Source organism: Nocardiopsis trehalosi NBRC 14201 (assembly GCF_001552555.1).
Lineage (GTDB): Bacteria > Actinomycetota > Actinomycetes > Streptosporangiales > Streptosporangiaceae > Nocardiopsis_B > Nocardiopsis_B trehalosi.
On record NZ_BCRK01000127.1, the window covers coordinates 1 to 17,960 of the forward strand.

General features: G+C 74.7%; 15 protein-coding genes. 5 read left to right on the top strand and 10 right to left on the bottom strand.

The window, feature by feature from the left end; genetic code table 11:
- Nucleotides 1-216 precede the first annotated feature (216 nt).
- Nucleotides 217-1,038: a RecB family exonuclease gene (locus NT8_RS19805; RefSeq protein WP_067971756.1), complete on the bottom strand. Its 822-nt coding sequence runs from the start codon at nucleotides 1,036-1,038 to the stop codon at nucleotides 217-219.
- Between the two features lie 152 nt (nucleotides 1,039-1,190).
- Between NT8_RS19805 and NT8_RS19810 the strand changes: the two genes are divergently transcribed.
- Nucleotides 1,191-2,276, top strand: a complete 1,086-nt coding sequence (locus tag NT8_RS19810; RefSeq protein WP_084469112.1) for a site-2 protease family protein — start codon at nucleotides 1,191-1,193, stop codon at nucleotides 2,274-2,276.
- Nucleotides 2,277-2,304: 28 nt separating this feature from the next.
- On the opposite strand, the gene NT8_RS19815 is transcribed toward NT8_RS19810, so the two are convergent.
- A complete protein-coding gene (locus tag NT8_RS19815) occupies nucleotides 2,305-2,778 on the bottom strand; it encodes a hypothetical protein (protein WP_067971764.1) in 474 nt (157 codons plus the stop codon).
- Between the two features lie 29 nt (nucleotides 2,779-2,807).
- Nucleotides 2,808-4,073: a helix-turn-helix domain-containing protein gene (locus tag NT8_RS19820; protein WP_084469110.1), complete on the bottom strand. Its 1,266-nt coding sequence runs from the start codon at nucleotides 4,071-4,073 to the stop codon at nucleotides 2,808-2,810.
- A gap of 163 nt (nucleotides 4,074-4,236) precedes the next feature.
- On the opposite strand from NT8_RS19820, the gene NT8_RS30310 reads away from it, so the two are divergent.
- The gene (locus NT8_RS30310; RefSeq protein WP_174549606.1) at nucleotides 4,237-4,608 is read left to right on the top strand and encodes a hypothetical protein; all 372 of its coding nucleotides are present in this window, start codon (nucleotides 4,237-4,239) and stop codon (nucleotides 4,606-4,608) included.
- Nucleotides 4,609-4,672: 64 nt separating this feature from the next.
- Here the strand turns inward: NT8_RS30310 and ppgK are convergent, their stop codons facing one another.
- Entirely contained in the window at nucleotides 4,673-5,449 is a 777-nt protein-coding gene (gene ppgK, locus NT8_RS19830) for a polyphosphate--glucose phosphotransferase (protein ID WP_067971769.1), read from the bottom strand.
- Between the two features lie 234 nt (nucleotides 5,450-5,683).
- Here ppgK and NT8_RS19835 point away from each other — a divergent pair, with 234 nt between their 5' ends.
- Together NT8_RS19835 and arc are read left to right on the top strand one after the other, a co-directional pair.
- Nucleotides 5,684-6,631, top strand: coding sequence for a tRNA (adenine-N1)-methyltransferase (locus tag NT8_RS19835; RefSeq protein WP_067971772.1), 948 nt, complete (start codon nucleotides 5,684-5,686; stop codon nucleotides 6,629-6,631).
- A 162-nt stretch (nucleotides 6,632-6,793) separates the two neighbouring features.
- Nucleotides 6,794-8,563 carry a proteasome ATPase gene (arc, locus tag NT8_RS19840; RefSeq protein WP_084469111.1) on the top strand — a complete coding sequence of 590 codons (1,770 nt, stop codon included), beginning with the start codon at nucleotides 6,794-6,796 and terminating at the stop codon, nucleotides 8,561-8,563.
- Between the two features lie 106 nt (nucleotides 8,564-8,669).
- Here the strand turns inward: arc and NT8_RS19845 are convergent, their stop codons facing one another.
- The gene (locus NT8_RS19845; RefSeq protein ID WP_067971776.1) at nucleotides 8,670-9,137 is read right to left on the bottom strand and encodes a MarR family winged helix-turn-helix transcriptional regulator; all 468 of its coding nucleotides are present in this window, start codon (nucleotides 9,135-9,137) and stop codon (nucleotides 8,670-8,672) included.
- 126 nt (nucleotides 9,138-9,263) lie between these two features.
- On the opposite strand from NT8_RS19845, the gene gap reads away from it, so the two are divergent.
- Nucleotides 9,264-10,271, top strand: coding sequence for a type I glyceraldehyde-3-phosphate dehydrogenase (gene gap, locus NT8_RS19850; RefSeq protein ID WP_067971779.1), 1,008 nt, complete (start codon nucleotides 9,264-9,266; stop codon nucleotides 10,269-10,271).
- Nucleotides 10,272-10,399: 128 nt separating this feature from the next.
- Here gap and NT8_RS19855 read toward each other — a convergent pair whose 3' ends face one another.
- Genes NT8_RS19855 through NT8_RS19875 form a run of 5 tightly spaced genes read right to left on the bottom strand, consistent with a single transcriptional unit; the run spans nucleotide 10,400 to nucleotide 17,712 of the window.
- Entirely contained in the window at nucleotides 10,400-13,312 is a 2,913-nt protein-coding gene (locus tag NT8_RS19855) for a DUF5682 family protein (protein WP_067971782.1), read from the bottom strand.
- On the bottom strand, nucleotides 13,309-14,424 hold the full coding sequence (locus NT8_RS19860; protein WP_067971785.1) for an ATP-binding protein: 1,116 nt from the start codon (nucleotides 14,422-14,424) through the stop codon (nucleotides 13,309-13,311). The genes NT8_RS19855 and NT8_RS19860 overlap by 4 nt, the downstream gene beginning before the upstream one ends.
- Before the next feature lie 14 nt (nucleotides 14,425-14,438).
- Nucleotides 14,439-15,815 carry a VWA domain-containing protein gene (locus tag NT8_RS19865; protein ID WP_067971787.1) on the bottom strand — a complete coding sequence of 459 codons (1,377 nt, stop codon included), beginning with the start codon at nucleotides 15,813-15,815 and terminating at the stop codon, nucleotides 14,439-14,441.
- On the bottom strand, nucleotides 15,812-17,209 hold the full coding sequence (locus tag NT8_RS19870; protein WP_067971789.1) for a hypothetical protein: 1,398 nt from the start codon (nucleotides 17,207-17,209) through the stop codon (nucleotides 15,812-15,814). The genes NT8_RS19865 and NT8_RS19870 overlap by 4 nt, the downstream gene beginning before the upstream one ends.
- A complete protein-coding gene (locus tag NT8_RS19875; RefSeq protein ID WP_217999261.1) occupies nucleotides 17,209-17,712 on the bottom strand; it encodes a hypothetical protein in 504 nt (167 codons plus the stop codon). Before NT8_RS19875 ends, NT8_RS19870 begins: the two co-directional genes overlap by 1 nt.
- Nucleotides 17,713-17,960 lie beyond the last annotated feature (248 nt).

The following is a 17,960-nucleotide window of genomic DNA, read 5'->3' on the forward strand; positions in this document are numbered from 1 at the left end:
TCGGGCGGGCCGCCCGCCGGACGCGGGCCCGCCCGCCGGGCGGCCCGCGGGTGCGCGCACGGGCGCCGCGGAAGAAGGTGTCACCCCTCCACGCTAGTTCGCCGCGCCCCGCCCGCCGCCCTTCCCCAGGGGGATATCGGCTCCTACGCCAGGAGGAACGCGAGCCGCCCCGCCCGGCGGCTCACGTCGGCGGGGCGGCCCCCGCGAGGCGGGCGGTCAGTACACCCGGACGGTGGCGGGCAGCGGCGGCGGGGTGCCGCCGAACTCCGGGCACAGCGCCTGGTGGTCGCACCAGCCGCACAGCTTGCTGCGCCGGGTCGGCCACACGCCGGAGCGGGCCGTCGCGTCGATGTCGCGCCAGATGGCCAGGATCTCGGCCTCGGCGGCGCGCAGCTCCGCCTCATCGGGCTCGTACCAGCGCACCCCGCCGTCGCCCAGGTACATCAGCTGCAGCCGGGCGGGGACCTCGCCCAGCTCCCGCCACAGCATCACGGCGTAGAAGAAGATCTGGAACTTCGCCTTGTCCTCGAAGCGCGGGTGCGGCGACTTGCCGGTCTTGTAGTCGACCACCCGGATGCGGCCCGTGGGGGCGACGTCGATCCGGTCGACGTAGCCGCGCAGCCGCAGCCCCGACTCCAGCGCCACCTCCAGCCGCAGCTCGCGGTCGCGCGGCTCCAGGTGCTGGGGCTGCTCCATCTCGAAGTAGCGGCCCAGCAGCGTGCGCGCCTCCTGCAGCCACGCCGCCAGCTCCGCGTCGTCGGCGAACAGCTCGGCGGACTCGGGGCGGGCGGTCCGCAGCCGCTCCCACTGCGGCTCCAGCAGCGACAGCGCGGTCCGCGGGGTGCGGGTCTCGGCGGGCAGCTCGAACAGGCGCTCCAGCACCGCGTGCACCAGGGTCCCGCGCAGCGCCGCCGCGCTCGGCTTCTCGGGCAGCCGGTCGACGACCCGGAACCGGAAGAGCAGGGGGCACTGGAGGAAGTCGGACGCCCGCGAGGGGGACAGCGCAGGCACGAGGGGAGCGGCGTGCGGGGAGGTCATGACCACACAGTACGACGGCGCGCGGCGGGCCGGGACCCGCCCGGACCGCGTAGCCTGGCAGGGTGAGCGATGACGGCGGCACCCCCGCGCACCGGCCCGCACCCGCCCCCGAGCCCGCGCCCCGGCGCGGCGGACGGCGGTCGGGGCTGCTCATGGGGCGGCCGTTCGGCATCCCCGTCTACGTCACCCCGTCGTGGCTCGTCATCGCCGCCATCATCACCGTGCTCTACCAGCCGGTGGTCGACCGCACCCTGAACCTCGGCGCCGCCTCCTACCTGGTGGCGTTCGCCTTCGCGGTGCTGCTCTACGTGTCGGTGCTCGTGCACGAGCTCGCGCACTCGGTGGTGGCCCGCTGGTACGGGTTGCCGGTCGACCGGATCACCCTCTACATGCTCGGCGGGGTGTCCGAGATCCGCCGCGAGGCCCCCACCCCCGGCCGCGAGTTCTGGATCGCGTTCTCCGGCCCCCTGCTGTCGCTGGTGCTGGCCGGGCTCGGCTTCGCCGCGTACTTCCTGGTCGACCCGCTCACCGTGGCGGGCGTCCTGGTCTGGCAGCTGTGGGTGGCCAACCTGCTCGTCGGCGTGTTCAACCTGCTGCCGGGGCTGCCGCTCGACGGCGGCCGGCTGGTACGCGCGGCGGTCTGGAAGATCACCCGGCGCCCCCGCGCCGGCACCGTCGTGGCCGCCTGGGGCGGGCGGGTCCTCGCCGCGGCGGTGGTGCTGGGCCCGCCGCTGTACGCGCTGGCGCAGGGGTTCACGCCCAGCGTGTTCGCCGTGCTGTGGGGGGTGCTGCTCGGCTCGTTCATCTGGATGGGCGCGGGCGCCGCCCTGCGCGCCGCGAAGATCCGCGAGCGCATCCCGCGGCTGCGCGCCCGCACCCTGGCCCGCCGCGCCGTCACCGTGGCCGCCGACACCCCGCTCGCCGAGGCCCTGCGCCGCATGGCCGACGCCGACGCCGGGGCCGTGGTCATCGCCGACGCCGGCGGCACCCCGGTGTCGATCGTCAACGCCGCCGCGGCCGGGGCGGTGCCCGAGCACCGGCGCCCCTGGGTGCCGTCGTCCAGCGCGGCGCGCGCCATCACGGCCGGCGCCGTGGTCGCGGCCGACCTTGAGGGCGAGGACCTGCTCGACGCGCTGCGCGCCGCACCCGTACCCGAGTACCTGGTGGTCGACGGCGAGGGCGCGGTGTTCGGGGTGCTGCGCGCCGCCGACGTCAACGCGGTGTTCGCCGGGACCTGAGCCCCGCCCGGCCGGGAGCCGGCCGGGCCTACCGCCGGGCGCCGTCGGGCCACACCACCGCCACCGGGCGCCCCCGGCGGCGGGCGTCGGCCACGATGTCGGCCGTCCCGCCCCTGCCGCGCGCCGGCGCGCCGTCCCACACCGCCACCAGTTCGTCGCAGTGCTCGACCAGGAACCGGCCGGCGTCGAGGTGGGCGTCGGACGTCGACGCCGGGTGCGGCAGCCGGTGCACCCGCGCCGCCGCCGCGAGCAGCGCGTCGTAGACCGGCCGGTGCGCGGCGGGCAGCGCGTCGCGGTAGCCGGCGGCCGGGACGACCGCCTCGATCGCGCCCCCTGCGGCGAGCACCGCCCGCGCGAACAGGGTGTCGGCGCCGTCGGCCAGGCACGACAGGCCGACCAGGCCGGCGCCCATGGGGGTCAGCAGGCCGCGCAGCGCGGTGTCGACCGTCCGCTCCACGTCGGCGGGCAGCCCCCGGTGACCGGTCACGGCGATGCGCCGCACGGCCCCGCCTCCCTCCGGGTGGGCCCCCCTCATCGGACCAGCAGGGCGGCGAGTTCGTCGTCCAGGTCGCGTACGCACCGCGCGGCCGGCCCCTGGTAGGCGCGCCGGAACCGGCGCACCCGCGCCACCACGCGCTCGGACCCGCAGACCGCGCCCGCCCGCAGCGCCGCCGCGGCGAGCCGGAACGCCTCGTCGACGTCGCCGGCGTCGGCGTGCGCCGACGCGAATTCCACCATCAGCAGCGCCCCCTGCTTGCCGCCGGGGCGGGCGCCGCCGAACGCCTCGGCGAACGCCGCGCGGGCCTCGTGCGGGCGGCGCAGCCGCACCCCCGCGAGCGCCCGGCACCCGGCCACCTTGGCGTGGTCGAACGCGAACACCCACGGCCACGGCGGGGTGGCGTTCTCGGGCCGGTCGACCTCGGCCTCGGCGGCGCGCAGCTCGGCGGCGGCCTCGTCGGCGCGGCCCATGCCCGCCTGCGCCAGCGCGCGCACGCACGCCAGCCACGCGGCGGCGGTGGGGTGGGCGTCGGCGCCCAGCCACCGCCCCGCCTCCTGGGCCAGGGTCAGCCCCAGGGCGGGGTCGTCGGCGTCGGTCTCGAACGAGGCCAGGCTGCCCAGCATGTAGGCGTCGAGCAGCCCGTGCCCCGACTGGCGGGCGCGCCGCACCGCCGTGCGGTAGTGGGCGCGCGACGACCCGGTGTCGCCCATGTCGGCGTGCAGCCAGGCCGCGAACCCCGCGGCCTCGCTCGCGGCGGCCGCGATGTCGGCCGCGAACGGCGTGTGCCGGGCGCGGGCCAGCATGCGGCCGGTCAGCTCCACGTGCGCCACCGCGCCCCGGGCGAGGTCGCGCGAGGGCGAGACGGCGTCGAGCCGCCGCTGCCCCCCGGTGACCGCCCGCAGCACGGGCGCCGTGGCCTCGTCGACGTCGGTGCGCGGCGCCGCCGGCAGCGCCAGTGCGGCCGCGGCCACCACCCGTCCGAAATCCCTGCGTCGCGTGGGATCCGCCCCCTTCCCCCTCCCGGCGGCGGGCCGGCCGAACCGGAGCAGGTGGACGGGGATGCCGAGGCGCCCCGTGAGGTCGCGGACCTGGTCGACGGTGAGCGACTGCTGCCCGTTCACCACGCGTGAGACCCAGCTCTGCGAGTAGCCGACGGCGCGGGCGAGCTCCCCCTGGGACCACCCGCGCGCCAGCCGTACACCCTCGACCACGGTCGGCATGTCGCACGTGGCGAGAGCGGCGGCCATGGCGGGCCGCGACCACAACTCCGGCGGCAGACCGCCGTCACGTTCGGGCATGAGCCTAGGTTAGGGTTGCCACCTGGTATCCGTGGCTATGAGTGAAAGAAGTGACGCGATGCGTAGTGCGCATACGTGCGTCCCCGGAGGGCGGCCCGCACGCGCGGTCAAGGGCCGAAAGTCCCCATGACGCTGGGAGTTCTCCGGAGAACTGAGGAGTAGGATGACGGTCGAGACCCCCCCTTCCGGCACCCCCAGCCTGGCCGCTTCCGGTCGGCGGCTTGACAGCCCCGGCGCCGACACCGCCTGGCTGCGCGCTCTCACCGACCTGACCAGCGAACTCCGCTCCTGCGGGCTGGAGGCGCGCATGGACGGCGTCATCGGCGCCGTCGACGCCACCGCCTACGGGCCGGCCCGGCGCACCGAGCGCGCCGTGCTCCGGCCGCACCGCGGCCGGCTGTGGTGGTGGCTGCGCTGGACCGGCGACCCCGCCACCACCGCCCCCCACCGCGCGCCGCTGACCCCCGCGGCCGACCCCGCCGCCGCCGCGCGGCGCATCATGGGCGTCCTGGGGCCCGCCCGGACCGAGGGCTGACGGAGCCGGCACGCGGCCGTGCCGCCGGCCCGAGGGGAGCCGGCGACCGGCCGCGCGCGGCGGGTCAGCCGCCGAACCGCTCCACCGCCAGCACGGCGGCCCCCACGATCCCGGCCGTGTTGCGCAGCTCCGCCGGCACGATCGGGGCGTTGAGCCGCAGCAGCGGCAGGAACTTCTCGGCCTTGCGGCTCACCCCGCCGCCCACCACGATCAGGTCCGGAGACAGCAGCATCTCGACCACCTCGTAGTAGCGCTGCAGCCGCTCGCGCGCCCACCGCTCGTACGACAGGTCCTCGCGCTCCTTGGCGCTGGAGGCGGCCCGGGTCTCGGCGTCGTGGCCGTCGATCTCCAGGTGGCCGAACTCGGTGTTGGGCACCAGGGTGCCGTCGACCAGCAGCGCGGTCCCGATGCCGGTGCCCAGCGTCGTCATCAGCACCACGCCCGTGGCGTCCTTGGCGGCGCCGTAGCGGTCCTCGGCGACCGCGGCGGCGTCGGCGTCGTTGAGCACGTACACCCGCCGGCCCGTCGCGTCGGCCAGCAGCCGCTCGACGTCGGTGCCGATCCAGGACGGGTCGACGTTGGCGGCGCTGCGCGCCACGCCGTGCTGGATGACCGCCGGGAAGGTCGCCCCCAGCGGGGTCGCCGGGTCGACGTGCTCGGGGAACGCCGCGGCGATCTGGGCGACGACGGCCGCCACCGCCCGCGGGGTCGACGGGTGCGGGGTCGGGATCTTCACCCGGTCCACCACGAACTCCCCGGTCGCCAGGTCGACCGGGGCGCCCTTGATGCCGCTCCCGCCGATGTCGATCCCCAAACCGATCTTCGGCGCTTCGCCCGCCATCGTCTTCCCCTCTTCCGCTCGGCTCGACGGGGCCGCGGCCGCGCCGCGGACCCCCACCGAATTCTCCCCGCATCCGGGCACCGCCCGCGCCCGCCGGGTCGCCCCGGCGCGCCCCCGCGCCGCCCCGTTCCGGCCCCGCCGCACCCCGCGCCGCCGATTACGCCGCCGCAGGTCCGGACCGGTAGCCTGGGCGACCGCCCCAGCCCCGACCCCAGAACCGAGAGACGAGCACCAGTGACCGGCATCCACGGCCGCCGCGGACCCTTCGACGACGGCGACATCGTGCAGCTCACCGACCCCAAGGGCCGGATGCACACCATCACCCTGCGCGCCGGCACGGCGTTCCACACCCACCGCGGCCGACTCGACCACGACGACCTCATCGGCCGCCCCGAGGGCAGCGTGGTCCGCGCCACCTCGGGCACCGCCTACGTCGCCCTGCGTCCGCTGCTCGCCGACTTCACCCTGTCGATGAAGCGCGGCGCCACCATCGTCTACCCCAAGGACGCGGCGCAGATCGTCGCCCAGGCCGACATCTTCCCCGGCGCGCGCGTGGTCGAGGCCGGCGCCGGCTCGGGGTCGCTGTCGTGCTGGCTGCTGCGGGCCGTGGGCGAGGAGGGCCTGGTGTCGTCCTACGAGCGCCGCGCCGACTTCGCCGAGATCGCCCGGACCAACGTCGAGCGCTACTTCGGCCGGCCGCACCCGGCGTGGCGGCTCACCGTCGGCGACCTCGCCGCCGACATCACCGACACCGACGTCGACCGGGTCATCCTGGACATGCTCGCCCCGTGGGAGTGCGTCGAGGCGGTGGCCGAGGCGCTGGTGCCGGGCGGCCTGCTGTGCGCCTACGTCGCCACCACCACCCAGGTGTCGCGCATCGTGGAGGAGCTGCGCGACCACGGCTCGTTCTACGAGCCGCACGCCTGGGAGACCATGATGCGCAACTGGCACGTCGAGGGGCTGGCCGTGCGCCCCGACCACCGGATGATCGGCCACACCGGGTTCCTCGTCACCGCGCGCCGGCTCGCCGACGGCGCCGAGGCCCCCGAGCGCCGCCGCCGCCCGTCCAAGGGCGCCTACGGCGAGGACTGGCAGAAGGCGCAGGAGGCCCGCGGCGGCGGTGCGGCCGAGGCGCCCGCGCCGGACGGGGCCGCTGGTGGGGGCGGGGACGCACGCGACTGAGGGGGCGACGTTACGTTCCGATTACGCGGGGCCGTGCACTATCAGGGTGACCTGGGTCGACGCAAGATCGGGAAGTGAGTCCTTCGACACTCGCCGGGCCCGGGAGGTTAGGAATAGTCCATGGGTAGGTAGGGTTCCGAGTAGTCGTCCTCTTATAGGGAGGTGGCGGACGTGGCCGATCGCGACGACGAGCGTCAGGCGGAGCGCGACCGTGAGGTCGCAGAACTCACCGCTCAGGTCTCCTACTTGGAAAAGGAACTCAGCGTAGTCCGGCGCAAGCTCGCCGATTCCCCCCGCCATGTGCGGCTGCTCGAGGACCGGTTGCGGGAGGCCCAGGCCAGCCTGGCCGCCACCAACGGCCAGAACGAGCGCCTGGTGGCGACGTTGAAGGAGGCGCGCGACCAGATCGTCGCGCTCAAGGAGGAGGTCGACCGGCTGGCGCAGCCGCCGTCCGGCTTCGGCGTCTTCCTGGAGGCGCGCGACGACGAGACCGTCGAGATCTTCACCAACGGGCGCAAGATGCGGGTCAACGTCAGCCCGTCGGTGACGATCGAGGACCTGCGCCCCGGCCAGGAGGTCATGCTCAACGAGGCGTTCAACGTCGTCGAGGCGCAGTCCTTCGAGACCGTCGGCGAGGTCGTCATGCTCAAGGAGTTCCTTGAGGACGGCGACCGCGCCCTCGTCATCTCCAACCACGACGAGGAGAAGATCGTCCGGCTCGCCGAGCCGCTGCGCGACCAGCCGGTGCGCCCGGGCGACTCCCTCCTGCTGGAGCCCCGCTCCGGCTACGTCTACGAGCGCATCCCCAAGTCGGAGGTCGAGGAGCTCATCCTCGAAGAGGTCCCCGACATCGCCTACACCGACATCGGCGGCCTCGGCGGGCAGATCGAGATGATCCGCGACGCGGTCGAGCTGCCCTACCTGCACAAGGACCTGTTCTACGAGCACCGGCTGCGCCCGCCCAAGGGCGTGCTGCTCTACGGCCCGCCCGGCTGCGGCAAGACCCTCATCGCCAAGGCCGTCGCCAACTCGCTGGCCAAGCAGGTGGCCGAGCGCACCGGCCGCGACGTCGGCAAGAGCTTCTTCCTCAACATCAAGGGGCCGGAGCTGCTCAACAAGTACGTCGGCGAGACCGAGCGCCACATCCGCCTGGTCTTCCAGCGGGCGCGCGAGAAGGCCGGCGACGGCACCCCGGTGATCGTGTTCTTCGACGAGATGGACTCCATCTTCCGCACCCGCGGGTCGGGCGTGTCCAGCGACGTCGAGAACACCATCGTGCCCCAGCTCCTCAGCGAGATCGACGGCGTCGAGGGCCTGGAGAACGTCATCGTCATCGGCGCGTCCAACCGCGAGGACATGATCGACCCCGCGATCCTGCGCCCGGGCCGGCTCGACGTCAAGATCAAGATCGAGCGCCCCGACGCCGAGGCCGCGCGCGACATCTTCGCCAAGTACATCACCACCGACCTGCCGCTGCACGGCGACGACCTCGCCGAGCACGGGGGGTCGACCCAGGCCACGGTGGACGCCATGATCCAGCGGGTCGTGGAGCGCATGTACACCGAGTCCGAGGAGAACCGGTTCCTGGAGGTCACCTACGCCAACGGTGACAAGGAGGTCCTGTACTTCAAGGACTTCAACTCCGGGGCGATGATCCAGAACATCGTCGACCGCGCGAAGAAGATGGCGATCAAGGACTTCATCGACCACAAGTCGCGCGGTATCCGCGTCTCGCACCTGATGCAGGCGTGCGTCGACGAGTTCAGCGAGAACGAGGACCTGCCCAACACCACCAACCCCGACGACTGGGCGCGCATCTCCGGTAAGAAGGGCGAGCGCATCGTCTACATCCGGACCCTGGTCTCCGGCAAGAAGGGCGCCGACTCCGGCCGCTCCATCGACACCGTCGCCAACACCGGCCAGTACCTGTAGCGACCCGCGCGCAGCACGCCTCACGAAGGGGGCCGACCGGACACCCGGTCGGCCCCCTTCGCCGTGCCGGTCGGTCTCCGTGCCGGCGGTTCCGAGCCCCGTGCCGTCAGGGGCGGTCCTGCGGGCGGGCGCGCCCGAGTTCGGCGAGCCGGGTCAGCGCGGGCAGCGCGTCCGCGATCGCCCGCCGCTGCTCGGCGGTCAACCGGGCGAGGAGCGGCGTCAGGTGGCGGGTGCGGTCGGCGTGCCGGGACCGGCCGATCCGCCGGCCGGCCTCGGTGATGTGGACGAGCACGGCGCGCCCGTCGTCCGGATCGGGCCGGCGCTCCACCAGGCCGTCCCGTTCGAGGCGGGTGACGAGCTGGGTGACGCCGGGCTGGCTGACCTGCTCGGTCCGGGCCAGCTCGGTGAGCCGCATCGGGCCTGCGCTCGCGAGGGTGTCCAGCACCGACAGCGTCGTGAACGGCAGCTTCTCCAGCAGCGGGAGGCGGATGTAGAACCGGTTGAAGTCCTCGATCGCGGCGGTGAAGGCGTCCGCGTCCAGTTCGTCGGGGCGGTCGTCAGAGGGGTGGGCCACAGCCAAAACTATATCCCATGCTTATATAAACTGCTTATGCTGTTGGTCGGCGCGCCGCGGCACCCGGAACCGCGCTCCGCGTGCGGCCGCGCGCCCGCACCCATTGGCGCAAGGAGAGGAACCACCATGACCGTCCGTGTCGGCATCAACGGATTCGGCCGGATCGGCCGCAACGTCTTCCGTGCGGTGGCCGCCCGGGACGCGGACCTGGAGATCGTCGCCGTCAACGACCTCGGCGACGTGCCGACGATGGCCCACCTGCTGGCCTACGACTCCGTCCTCGGCCGCTTCCCCGGCGAGGTCACCGCGGAGCCCGGCGCGATCCGGGTCGACGGCACCGCCGTCACCGTCCTGGCCGAACGCGACCCCGCCGACCTGCCCTGGGGCGACCTGGGCGTGGACGTCGTCATCGAGTCCACCGGCGTCTTCACCAAGGCCGCCAAGGCCCGCGCGCACCTCGACGGCGGCGCCCGCAAGGTCATCATCGCGGCCCCCGCCAGCGGGGAGGACGTCACCATCGTGCTCGGCGTCAACCAGGACGCCTACGACCCCGAGCGGCACGCGATCATCTCCAACGCCTCGTGCACCACCAACTGCCTCGGCGTCCTGGCCAAGGTCCTGCACGACGCCGTCGGCATCGACTCCGGGATGATGACCACCGTCCACGCCTACACCCAGGACCAGAACCTCCAGGACGCCCCGCACTCGGACCTGCGCCGCGCCCGCGCCGCGGCCCTCAACATCACGCCCACCTCCAGCGGCGCGGCCAAGGCCATCGGCCTGGTCCTGCCCGAACTGGACGGCCGCCTCGACGCGTTCGCCCTGCGCGTGCCCGTCCCCACCGGCTCGGTCACCGACCTGACCGTCACCACCAGCCGCCGCACCACCGTGGAGGAGGTCAAGGAGGCGTACGCGCAGGCCGCCGCGGGCGCCTACCGGGGCCTGCTGTCCTACACCGAGGCGCCCATCGTCAGCACCGACATCGTCAACGACCCGGCCTCGTGCATCTTCGACGCCGAACTCACCCGCGTCCTCGGCACCCAGGTCAAGGTCGTCGGCTGGTACGACAACGAGTGGGGCTACTCCAACCGCCTCGTCGACCTCGCCCTCCTCGTCGGCGCCCCCACCACCTGAGCCACCCCCACCCGCCCGAGCCCGCGGAACAGGCGGACCGCCGGAAGCGCCGTGGCCGGGGAAGGCCCGGTGCCCCGGAGCCCGGCGGGTGCCCTGGGGGGCCGGACCGGGGTCCGGCCCCCCAGGGGTCAGGGGAGGAGGGTGGCGGCTGCGGTGGCGGCCTCCGGGTGGCGGGTGACCAGGGCGGCCGCTGCGGTGCCCGGGGGCGGGGGGCCGGGGACGGCCCAGGTGCCCTCGACGCCCAGCAGGGCGGCGACGCCGTCGGTGGCCGCCGGGTGGGCCGCGAGCAGGTCGGCCACCGGGCCGCCCGCGAACGCCCCGCCGTCCAGGCCCGGTGTCCCGCCGTCGATGCCCAGGGCCGTGCCGAGGCCGGAGGTACCGACACCGGCCCCGGCACCGACACCGGCGCCGGCGGCGGACGTCCATGGGGGGACCCAGGCGTCCAGGGCCGGGAGGGTGCCCGGGAAGGTGCGGCCGGCCTCGCGGACCAGGACCGGGACCAGTTCGGCCGCGTGCTCCCGCAGCGCCGTGATCAGCGTGGGCAGCCACGGCAGCAGCACCGGGTCGGGCAGCCGGGCGAACGCGTCCGACATCACCTCCACCACGAACGGCGCCAGCGACGGGATCGGCGACAGCGCCTGGACGAACCCGCTCAGGTACTTCGGGAACGCCGGCACCACCAGCGGGTTGTCCAGCAGCTCCGCGCTGCGCGCCCGCAGCTCCGCCCTCGGCATGAGGCCGAGCTGGGTGCGCGCCGCCCACCCCAGCGCCACCTTGGCAGGGTCGCGCGGGTGCGCCTGCTTGACCGCGAGTTCGAGCTGGGTGCGGTCGCAGCCCAGCGACAGCGCCACGTTCTCCAGGGTGAACAGGAACCCCAGCATGGCCGCGACCTGGCGGATGCCCGCGTCCTCGTCGGTGAACGCGGTCGGCAGCAGCGTGCAGTAGTGCGCGTAGCCCTCGGTGACGAACGACGCGCACCAGCGCGGCAGCTCCGGCCGCACCGCCCGGTAGTGGGCGAGCAGCCGGCGGAACCGGCGCAGGACCTCGGGGGCGTCGTCCACCGTGCGTTCGGCGGCGAGCAGCTCGACGGCGCGCGCCCCCAGCTCCTCGGTGAGCCGCGGCGCGTCCAGGTAGAGCAGGGAGTCCTCGACGGCGGCCAGGGCCGTCGCGGCCGTGGCCCGCGGATCGGCCACCGCGCGCCGCAGCCGCAGCTCCAGCACCTGCTCGACGCTGACGCCCTCGTAGCCCAGCTCGATGACCCCGCGCTGGTCGCGGCCGAGGGAGACGTCCCAGCTCTCCTGGGTCGACCGCTCGCCCAGCTCCAGGGCGCCCATGATGGGGCGCACCGTGCCGCCGGGCAGCAGCCGGCGCAACCGCCACAGCAGCCGCGAGCACGGCTCCAGGTGCGGGTCCGCCCGCAGGTCGATGAGGACCCGCTGCACGCCGCGCTTGCTCGGCGAGATGCCGAGCGGGGCCAGGCGGTCGAACACGTCGCGCGCCAGGGGCGGCATCGCGTCGTAGCCGACCTCGCCGACCCGGTCGCCGCCGAGCAGGATCTCGCACAGCCGCCGCACGTCGCGCCGGCCGGGCACGGTGTCCTTCTCGATGCAGGTGACCGCCGCGTCCTGGAAGTCGTAGGGCGTGGGCCGGGACCGGTCGCGCATCCCCGCCAGCAGCACCGACGTCTCATAGACCGCGATCGCGTCGGCCGTACTCGCCGCGTACCCGTTGCGGCGGGCCAGCCGGACGATGTCGACGCACCAGCCGAGCAGCTCCTCCTCGTCCAGCACGCCCCGAGCGGGCGGCTGGGCGAGGAACCCCGACAGCTTGTCGGGCACCGGGGAACCCGCCGCCGGGGCGGCCTTCCCGCGGGCGCCCCCGGAGCGGCCGCGCCCGCCCTTCTGCCCCTTGAGGCGGAAGGGCACGGCGCCGCCTGCCGAGACCCGCTTCTCCCAGGTGGCCGACGCGATCGACACCGACCCCGGGGCGAGCCCGAACTGGGCCTCGATCGCGGAGTGGCTGGAGGGGATCAGCCCGTAGAGCCACTCCGTCTCCGTGCGGGGCCGCACCTCGAACCCGGTGTCGGGGGCGGCGGTGCCGACCTCGGCGACCCGGCTGGCCGCGTGGAAGGCGCCGCACACGTACACCGCGCGCTCGGGGTCGGTCCCGGTGGCGCCCAGGTGCTCGCGGATGCGGGTCCACATGTGGCGCTCGCGGTCCTCGTCGCGCGCCACCCGCGCCGCGTCGGCGGGCTGCAGGCGGCGGAACAGGCTGCCGATCAGCACCATCACCTGGCGGTAGGTGGCGTAGTCGGCGTCGGCCAGCGGCTGCTCGACGTACTGGTCCCACCACTCCGACCAGTGCCGCACCTTGCCGTGGTGCAGCAGGTGGGCCTCCAGTTCGGCGAAGCGGGGCCGCAGGTCGCCGATCTCGACGCCGACGGCGTCGCCGTGCAGGGCGGCGTCCTCCTCGGTCCCGCCGGCCTCCGGGGCGGCGGTCGCGGCGGCGGGTCCGGCCCCGGAGCCGCCGTCGGCGGCCTCACCGCCGGAGGCGCCGGCGGCCGGCACCTCCGAGGTGAAGACGGTGTCGACGGGCCGGTCCACCAGCACGAGTTCCACACCGGGGGTGTCGAGCGCGTAGGCGATGGCCTGGTACTCGGCGGACGCCTCGGTGATCGGGGCGACCACGCTGTACGGGCCCGCCCCGCCCGGGCCGCCCTCGGCCATCTTCCCGGCGAACGCCTGGAGCGCCACCGGGAGCCGGCAGTTGCGCAGCTCGGTCAGGAGCGGCGCCATGTCCTCGCACAGCTCCAGGTAGACGACGTCGGGCCGCTTCTCGCGGAGTCGGCGCGCCATGGCCAGGGCCGAGGAGGGGGAGTGGTGGCAGACGGGGAAGATCTCCAGCGGTTCGCTGAGCGCGTGGTCGACGTCGTCGACCATGTCCGACAGGATGCCGGACACCCCGTCGGGCGCGTCGGCGAACGCGGCGGCGGCCTCGCGCAGCTGGTCGCGCAGGGCGCCGAAGCGGTCGGGCGCGGTCATGACAGCGTGTCGATCGCCTGCTTGCCGCCCTCCAGGAAGCCGGCCCACTCCCCGCCGTCCTTGCGGCTGCGCGGTTCGACGACCCCGTGCCAGAACTTGTTGAGGATGCTCAGGTCCTCGGGGCTGCGCCGGGCCAGCGACCCCACGAGCGACCCGGCCAGGGTCTGCGCGCGCAGGGTGCGGTCGCCGAAGAAGTGGCTGTGCAGGATGGCGTCCTCCAGGACGCCGATCTGCTCGGCGGTGGACAGCGCCGACTCCAGCTTCTCGTCGTCGCTGGTGGCCGACGCGGCGGCGGCGCGCAGGTCGGTGAAGCTCTGCAGCAGGACGTCGAGCAGGGTGGGGGGCACGTCGAGTTCGATGTCGTGGCGGCGCAGCAGCTCGGTGGTGCGGAACCGGACGATCTCGGACTCGCTGCGCTTGCTGGTGACGACCGGGATGCGGACGAAGTTGAACCGCCGCTTCAGCGCGGAGGACAGGTCGTTGACGCCCTTGTCGCGGCTGTTGGCGGTCGCGATGATGGAGAACCCGGGCTGCGCGAAGACGGTGTTGTCGTCGTCCAGCTCGGGGATCGACACGTACTTCTCGGACAGGATCGAGATGAGCGCGTCCTGCACGTCGCTGGTCGAGCGGGTCAGCTCCTCGAACCGCCCGATCGCGCCGGTCTCCATGGCGGTCATGATCGGCGAGGGGATCATGGCCTCGCGCGACTGCCCCTTGGCGATCACCATGGACACGTTCCACGAGTACTTGATGTGGTCCTCGGTGGTGCCCGCGGTGCCCTGCACGACGAGGGTGGAGTTGCGGGAGATCGCGGCCGACAGCAGCTCGGCGAGCCAGCTCTTGCCCGTGCCGGGGTCGCCCAGGAGGAGCAGCCCGCGGTCGGAGGCCAGGGTGACGATGCTGCGCTCGACGAAGCTCCGGTCGCCGAACCACTTCTGTGCGACCTCGCGGTCGAGGCCGTCGGAGGGCTCGGAGCCGAGCACGAACAGGCGCACCATGCGCGGGCTGAGCCGCCACGAGAAGGGCTTGGGGCCGTCGTCGATCGACTCCAGCCAGTCCAGCTCCTCGGCGTACTTGACCTCGGCGGGGGCGCGGAGCATCTGGTCGGTCATGGGGGTGGTCTCTCCTAAGCCAGGAAGTTCTTGAGTTCGAACACGAGCTTGCTGATGTGCCCCGAGATGACGGGGGTGCCGAGGTCCTTGAAGCGCTGCCGGAACCACGGGTTGACGTTCTGCCGGCCGCCGCTGGTCACCGACCCCACGGGGATGAACTTCACCCCGGAGCGGTGCACCGCCTCGATCGCGGTGAACAGCGGCTGGGACTGCCCGAACTCGTAGAAGTCCGAGATCCACACCATCGCGGTGTCGTGCGGGCTGGTGATCTTGGGCCGGGCCATGGCCATGGCCACCGGGCCGTCGTTTCCGCCGCCGAGCTTGGTGCGCAGCAGCGTCTCGAACGGGTCGTGCACCCACGGGGTGAGGTCGATCGCCCGCGTGTCGAACGCGATGAGGTGCACGTCGACCTTGGGCAGCCCGGCGAAGATCGACGCCAGGATGGTGCAGTTGACCATGGAGTCGACCATCGACCCCGACTGGTCCACCACCACGATCAGCCGCGCGGGCGTGGTGCGCTTGGCGGTCTGCCGGTAGTAGAGCCGGTCGACGTAGAGCCGCTGGTCCTCGGGGCTCCAGTTCGGCAGGTTCTTCCAGATGGTGCGGTCCAGGTCGAGGTTGCGGAAGGTCCGCTTGGGCGGCACCGACCGGTCGACGGCGCCCGCGCTGGACTGCGCCACCTGGGTGCGCAGCACCTCGGCGACCTCGTCGACGAACCGGCGGATCAGCGCCTTGGCGTTGGCCAGGGCGACGCCCGACAGGTTCGCCTTGTCGCGCAGCAGCTGCTCGACCAGCGACATGCTGGGGGTGAGCCGGGCGGCGAGCGCCGGGTCGGCCAGCACCTCGCGCAGCCGCATGCGGCTCACCAGGTCGCCCTCCAGGTCGCCGAGCACCCCCGCCACCTCCGCGCCGCCGGGGCGGTCGCGCAGGCCCCCGGGGTCGGCGCCCATGGCGCGCTCCAGCCACGCGGCGTCGGACTGCCAGTCGGCGAGCTGCGTGGCCTCGACGTCGCCGGCGCCGGTGGAGAACACGTTGAGCAGGATCTTGGAGACCAGGGCGGCCCGCCGCACCTCGGCGGCGCCCACGGCGGTCTCCGCGCCGGCCGGCGCGTCGGCGCCCTCGGGCGCCATGACGCCGTCGAGCTCCGCGGCGAGCTCGGGGAACCGCTGCACGACGGTGTCGACCGTGGTGCGCGGGTCGAGCAGGGCGGTGGGCAGCCCGATGTCCTCGACCACGGCGACCGCGGCGGACTCCAGGGCGGGCTGCTCGTCGCCGCTGAAGAGCCGGGCGAGCAGCCGCCAGTACAGGGCCTGGCGGCGGTTGCGGTCGGCGGCGCTTCCCTCGGGGGCGGCGCCGGCGCTGGTGTCGGTGCTGGTGTCGGTGTCGGTCATCGCCTCAGCAACCGTCCCGCCCGCTCGCGCAGCACGCCGATGGCGTCGTTGCGCTCCTCGGCCTTGGCCGCCTTGGGGTCGGTGGGGCCCTTCGCCCAGTCGCCGACGTGCACGGCGGTCACGGCGCCCTTCACCTTGGCCTGCACCGCCAGGGGCTGCAGCGACCACCGGCCGGCCTCCCACCGCAGCAGCCCGATGCAGGCGGACGAGGCGAGGGCGAGCTTGGCGGTGAGCGGGCCGGCGGCGGGCAGCCGCCCGGTGTCCAGGGGCAGGCGGGTGTCGCCCAGCCGCAGCTCCTCGGCGGCGCGGTCGACCTTGTAGCCCTCGACCAGCACGGGCTCGGCGATGCGCACCGGGTGGCGGTCGAGCGGCGGCACCGCGGGGACGGCGGCGCCGTCCAGGTGCAGCCGGGCGGTGGCGAACGGGTCGGCCGGGTCGCCCGCGCGGGCGCGGGAGTCGTCCCACACCAGGTCGCCGCTGTCGAGCAGCGGCATGGCGGTGAGGTCGACCGCCCGGTGCTCGGCCAGCGCGGCCAGCAGCACGGGGTGGGCGGTCAGCAGCCGCCACACCGACGGGCCGGTGACGGCGTCGACCTTGGGGGCGCCGACGGCGGCGCGCACGCACCGCGGCGCGGAGCCGTCGGCGGGTTCGAGGACGCCGTGCACCTGCACCTGGACGGCCGTGGCGTGCTCGTGGACGTCGGCCCCGAGGAGCAGCAGCCGCCCGGTGGCCTCGGTCGCGGCACCGGACGCGCCGGCCGGGGCGGCGTCCTGGGACAGCAGCACGGCGCGCGTCCACAGGTCGGCCCAGCGGCGGGCGGGTACCGCGCCCATGGTGCCGACGGGGCTGGACGCCCGCAGTTCGGCGGCCAGGCCGTCGAGCAGGACGGCGAGCCGGCGGCGCGCGGGGTCGGCCAGCAGGGACTCGATGGCGGTGTCGGCGCCGGAGGCGACGTCGTGGTCGACGCCGAACCACCCGGTGACGGCGAGTTCGGTGAGCCAGGAGCGGGCGCCGACCAGCGCCCCCGACGGCGCGGGATCGGGAGCCGGGGCGTCCGCCGGGACGGCGCGGGTGCGGCCGAGGGCGGTGTCGGCGGCGTCGAGCAGGGCGTCGTGCACCGCGCCGAGCAGGGCGGTGCGCGCCCCCGCGAGCGCCGCGAGGTGGGCGTCGGCGAGGACGCCAGCGGTCACCTTGGCGACGGCGTCGGCGACCGGCGCGGCGAGCGGGGTGCCGGCGACCGCGCCGGCCAGCCCGGCGAGGGCGTCGGCGCAGGCGGCGTCGGGCCGGGCCAGCCCGTTGACGAGGGCGGCGTCGAACGCCGTGACGGCGCCGAGGGCGTCGGCGGCGCCGGGCGGGTCGGCGGAGAGCAGGTCCTGGGCCTGGGCGGGGAGCATCAGCGGCCCGCCCCCGTGGCCGGGAACCAGTGCATCTCGGGCACCGGATCGGCGGCGGCCGGCAGCTCCAGGTACGCGAGGTAGCGCAGGAACCGGCTGAACACGACGCTGGTCGGGGCGGAGCCGCGCGTGAACTCCATGTACGACCGCAGGTCGGAGCCCTTTGCGGCCTCCGGGGGGACGGTGACGCGCAGGTAGCGGGCGACGCGCTCGATGCCGTACTGCAGCACCGCCTCGTCCATCAGCGACTGGAGGTGCTTGCAGGGGTAGCCGCCCAGGCCGCCGCACGGCCGGTTGTTGTTGGTGGCGCACGTCAGGGCGTGGGTCTTGGCCGCCACCGTGGAGACGTACACGCGCGCCGGGTCGGACCCGCTGGACACGACGCCCTGGAGGCGCCCGTCGGCGAGTTCGACGAAGGGCACCTTCGCCAGTTTGCGGGAGCGGGCGGGGGGCAGGACGCCCACCACGCTCCGCCCTCCGATGTCCACGACTTCGTTGTCCACGCATCACCTCCGGGGGGTGGTGCGCACAGCGGCGCAGAGGCGGCCGCCGGGCACCGGCGATCTTCGATGCCGTAGGTATACCGTGCCCGGGCGACAAACGCCGCCACGACGGCCTTCCCCGCATCGCGGACACGCGGCCCGGACCGGATCTTCCCCGACACACCGGACGGGCGCCCCCGCCGCGCCCCCGCCGCACGCACCCCCGCGCCCGCCGCCGCGCCCGCCCCCGGCATAGGGGGCGGGCGCGG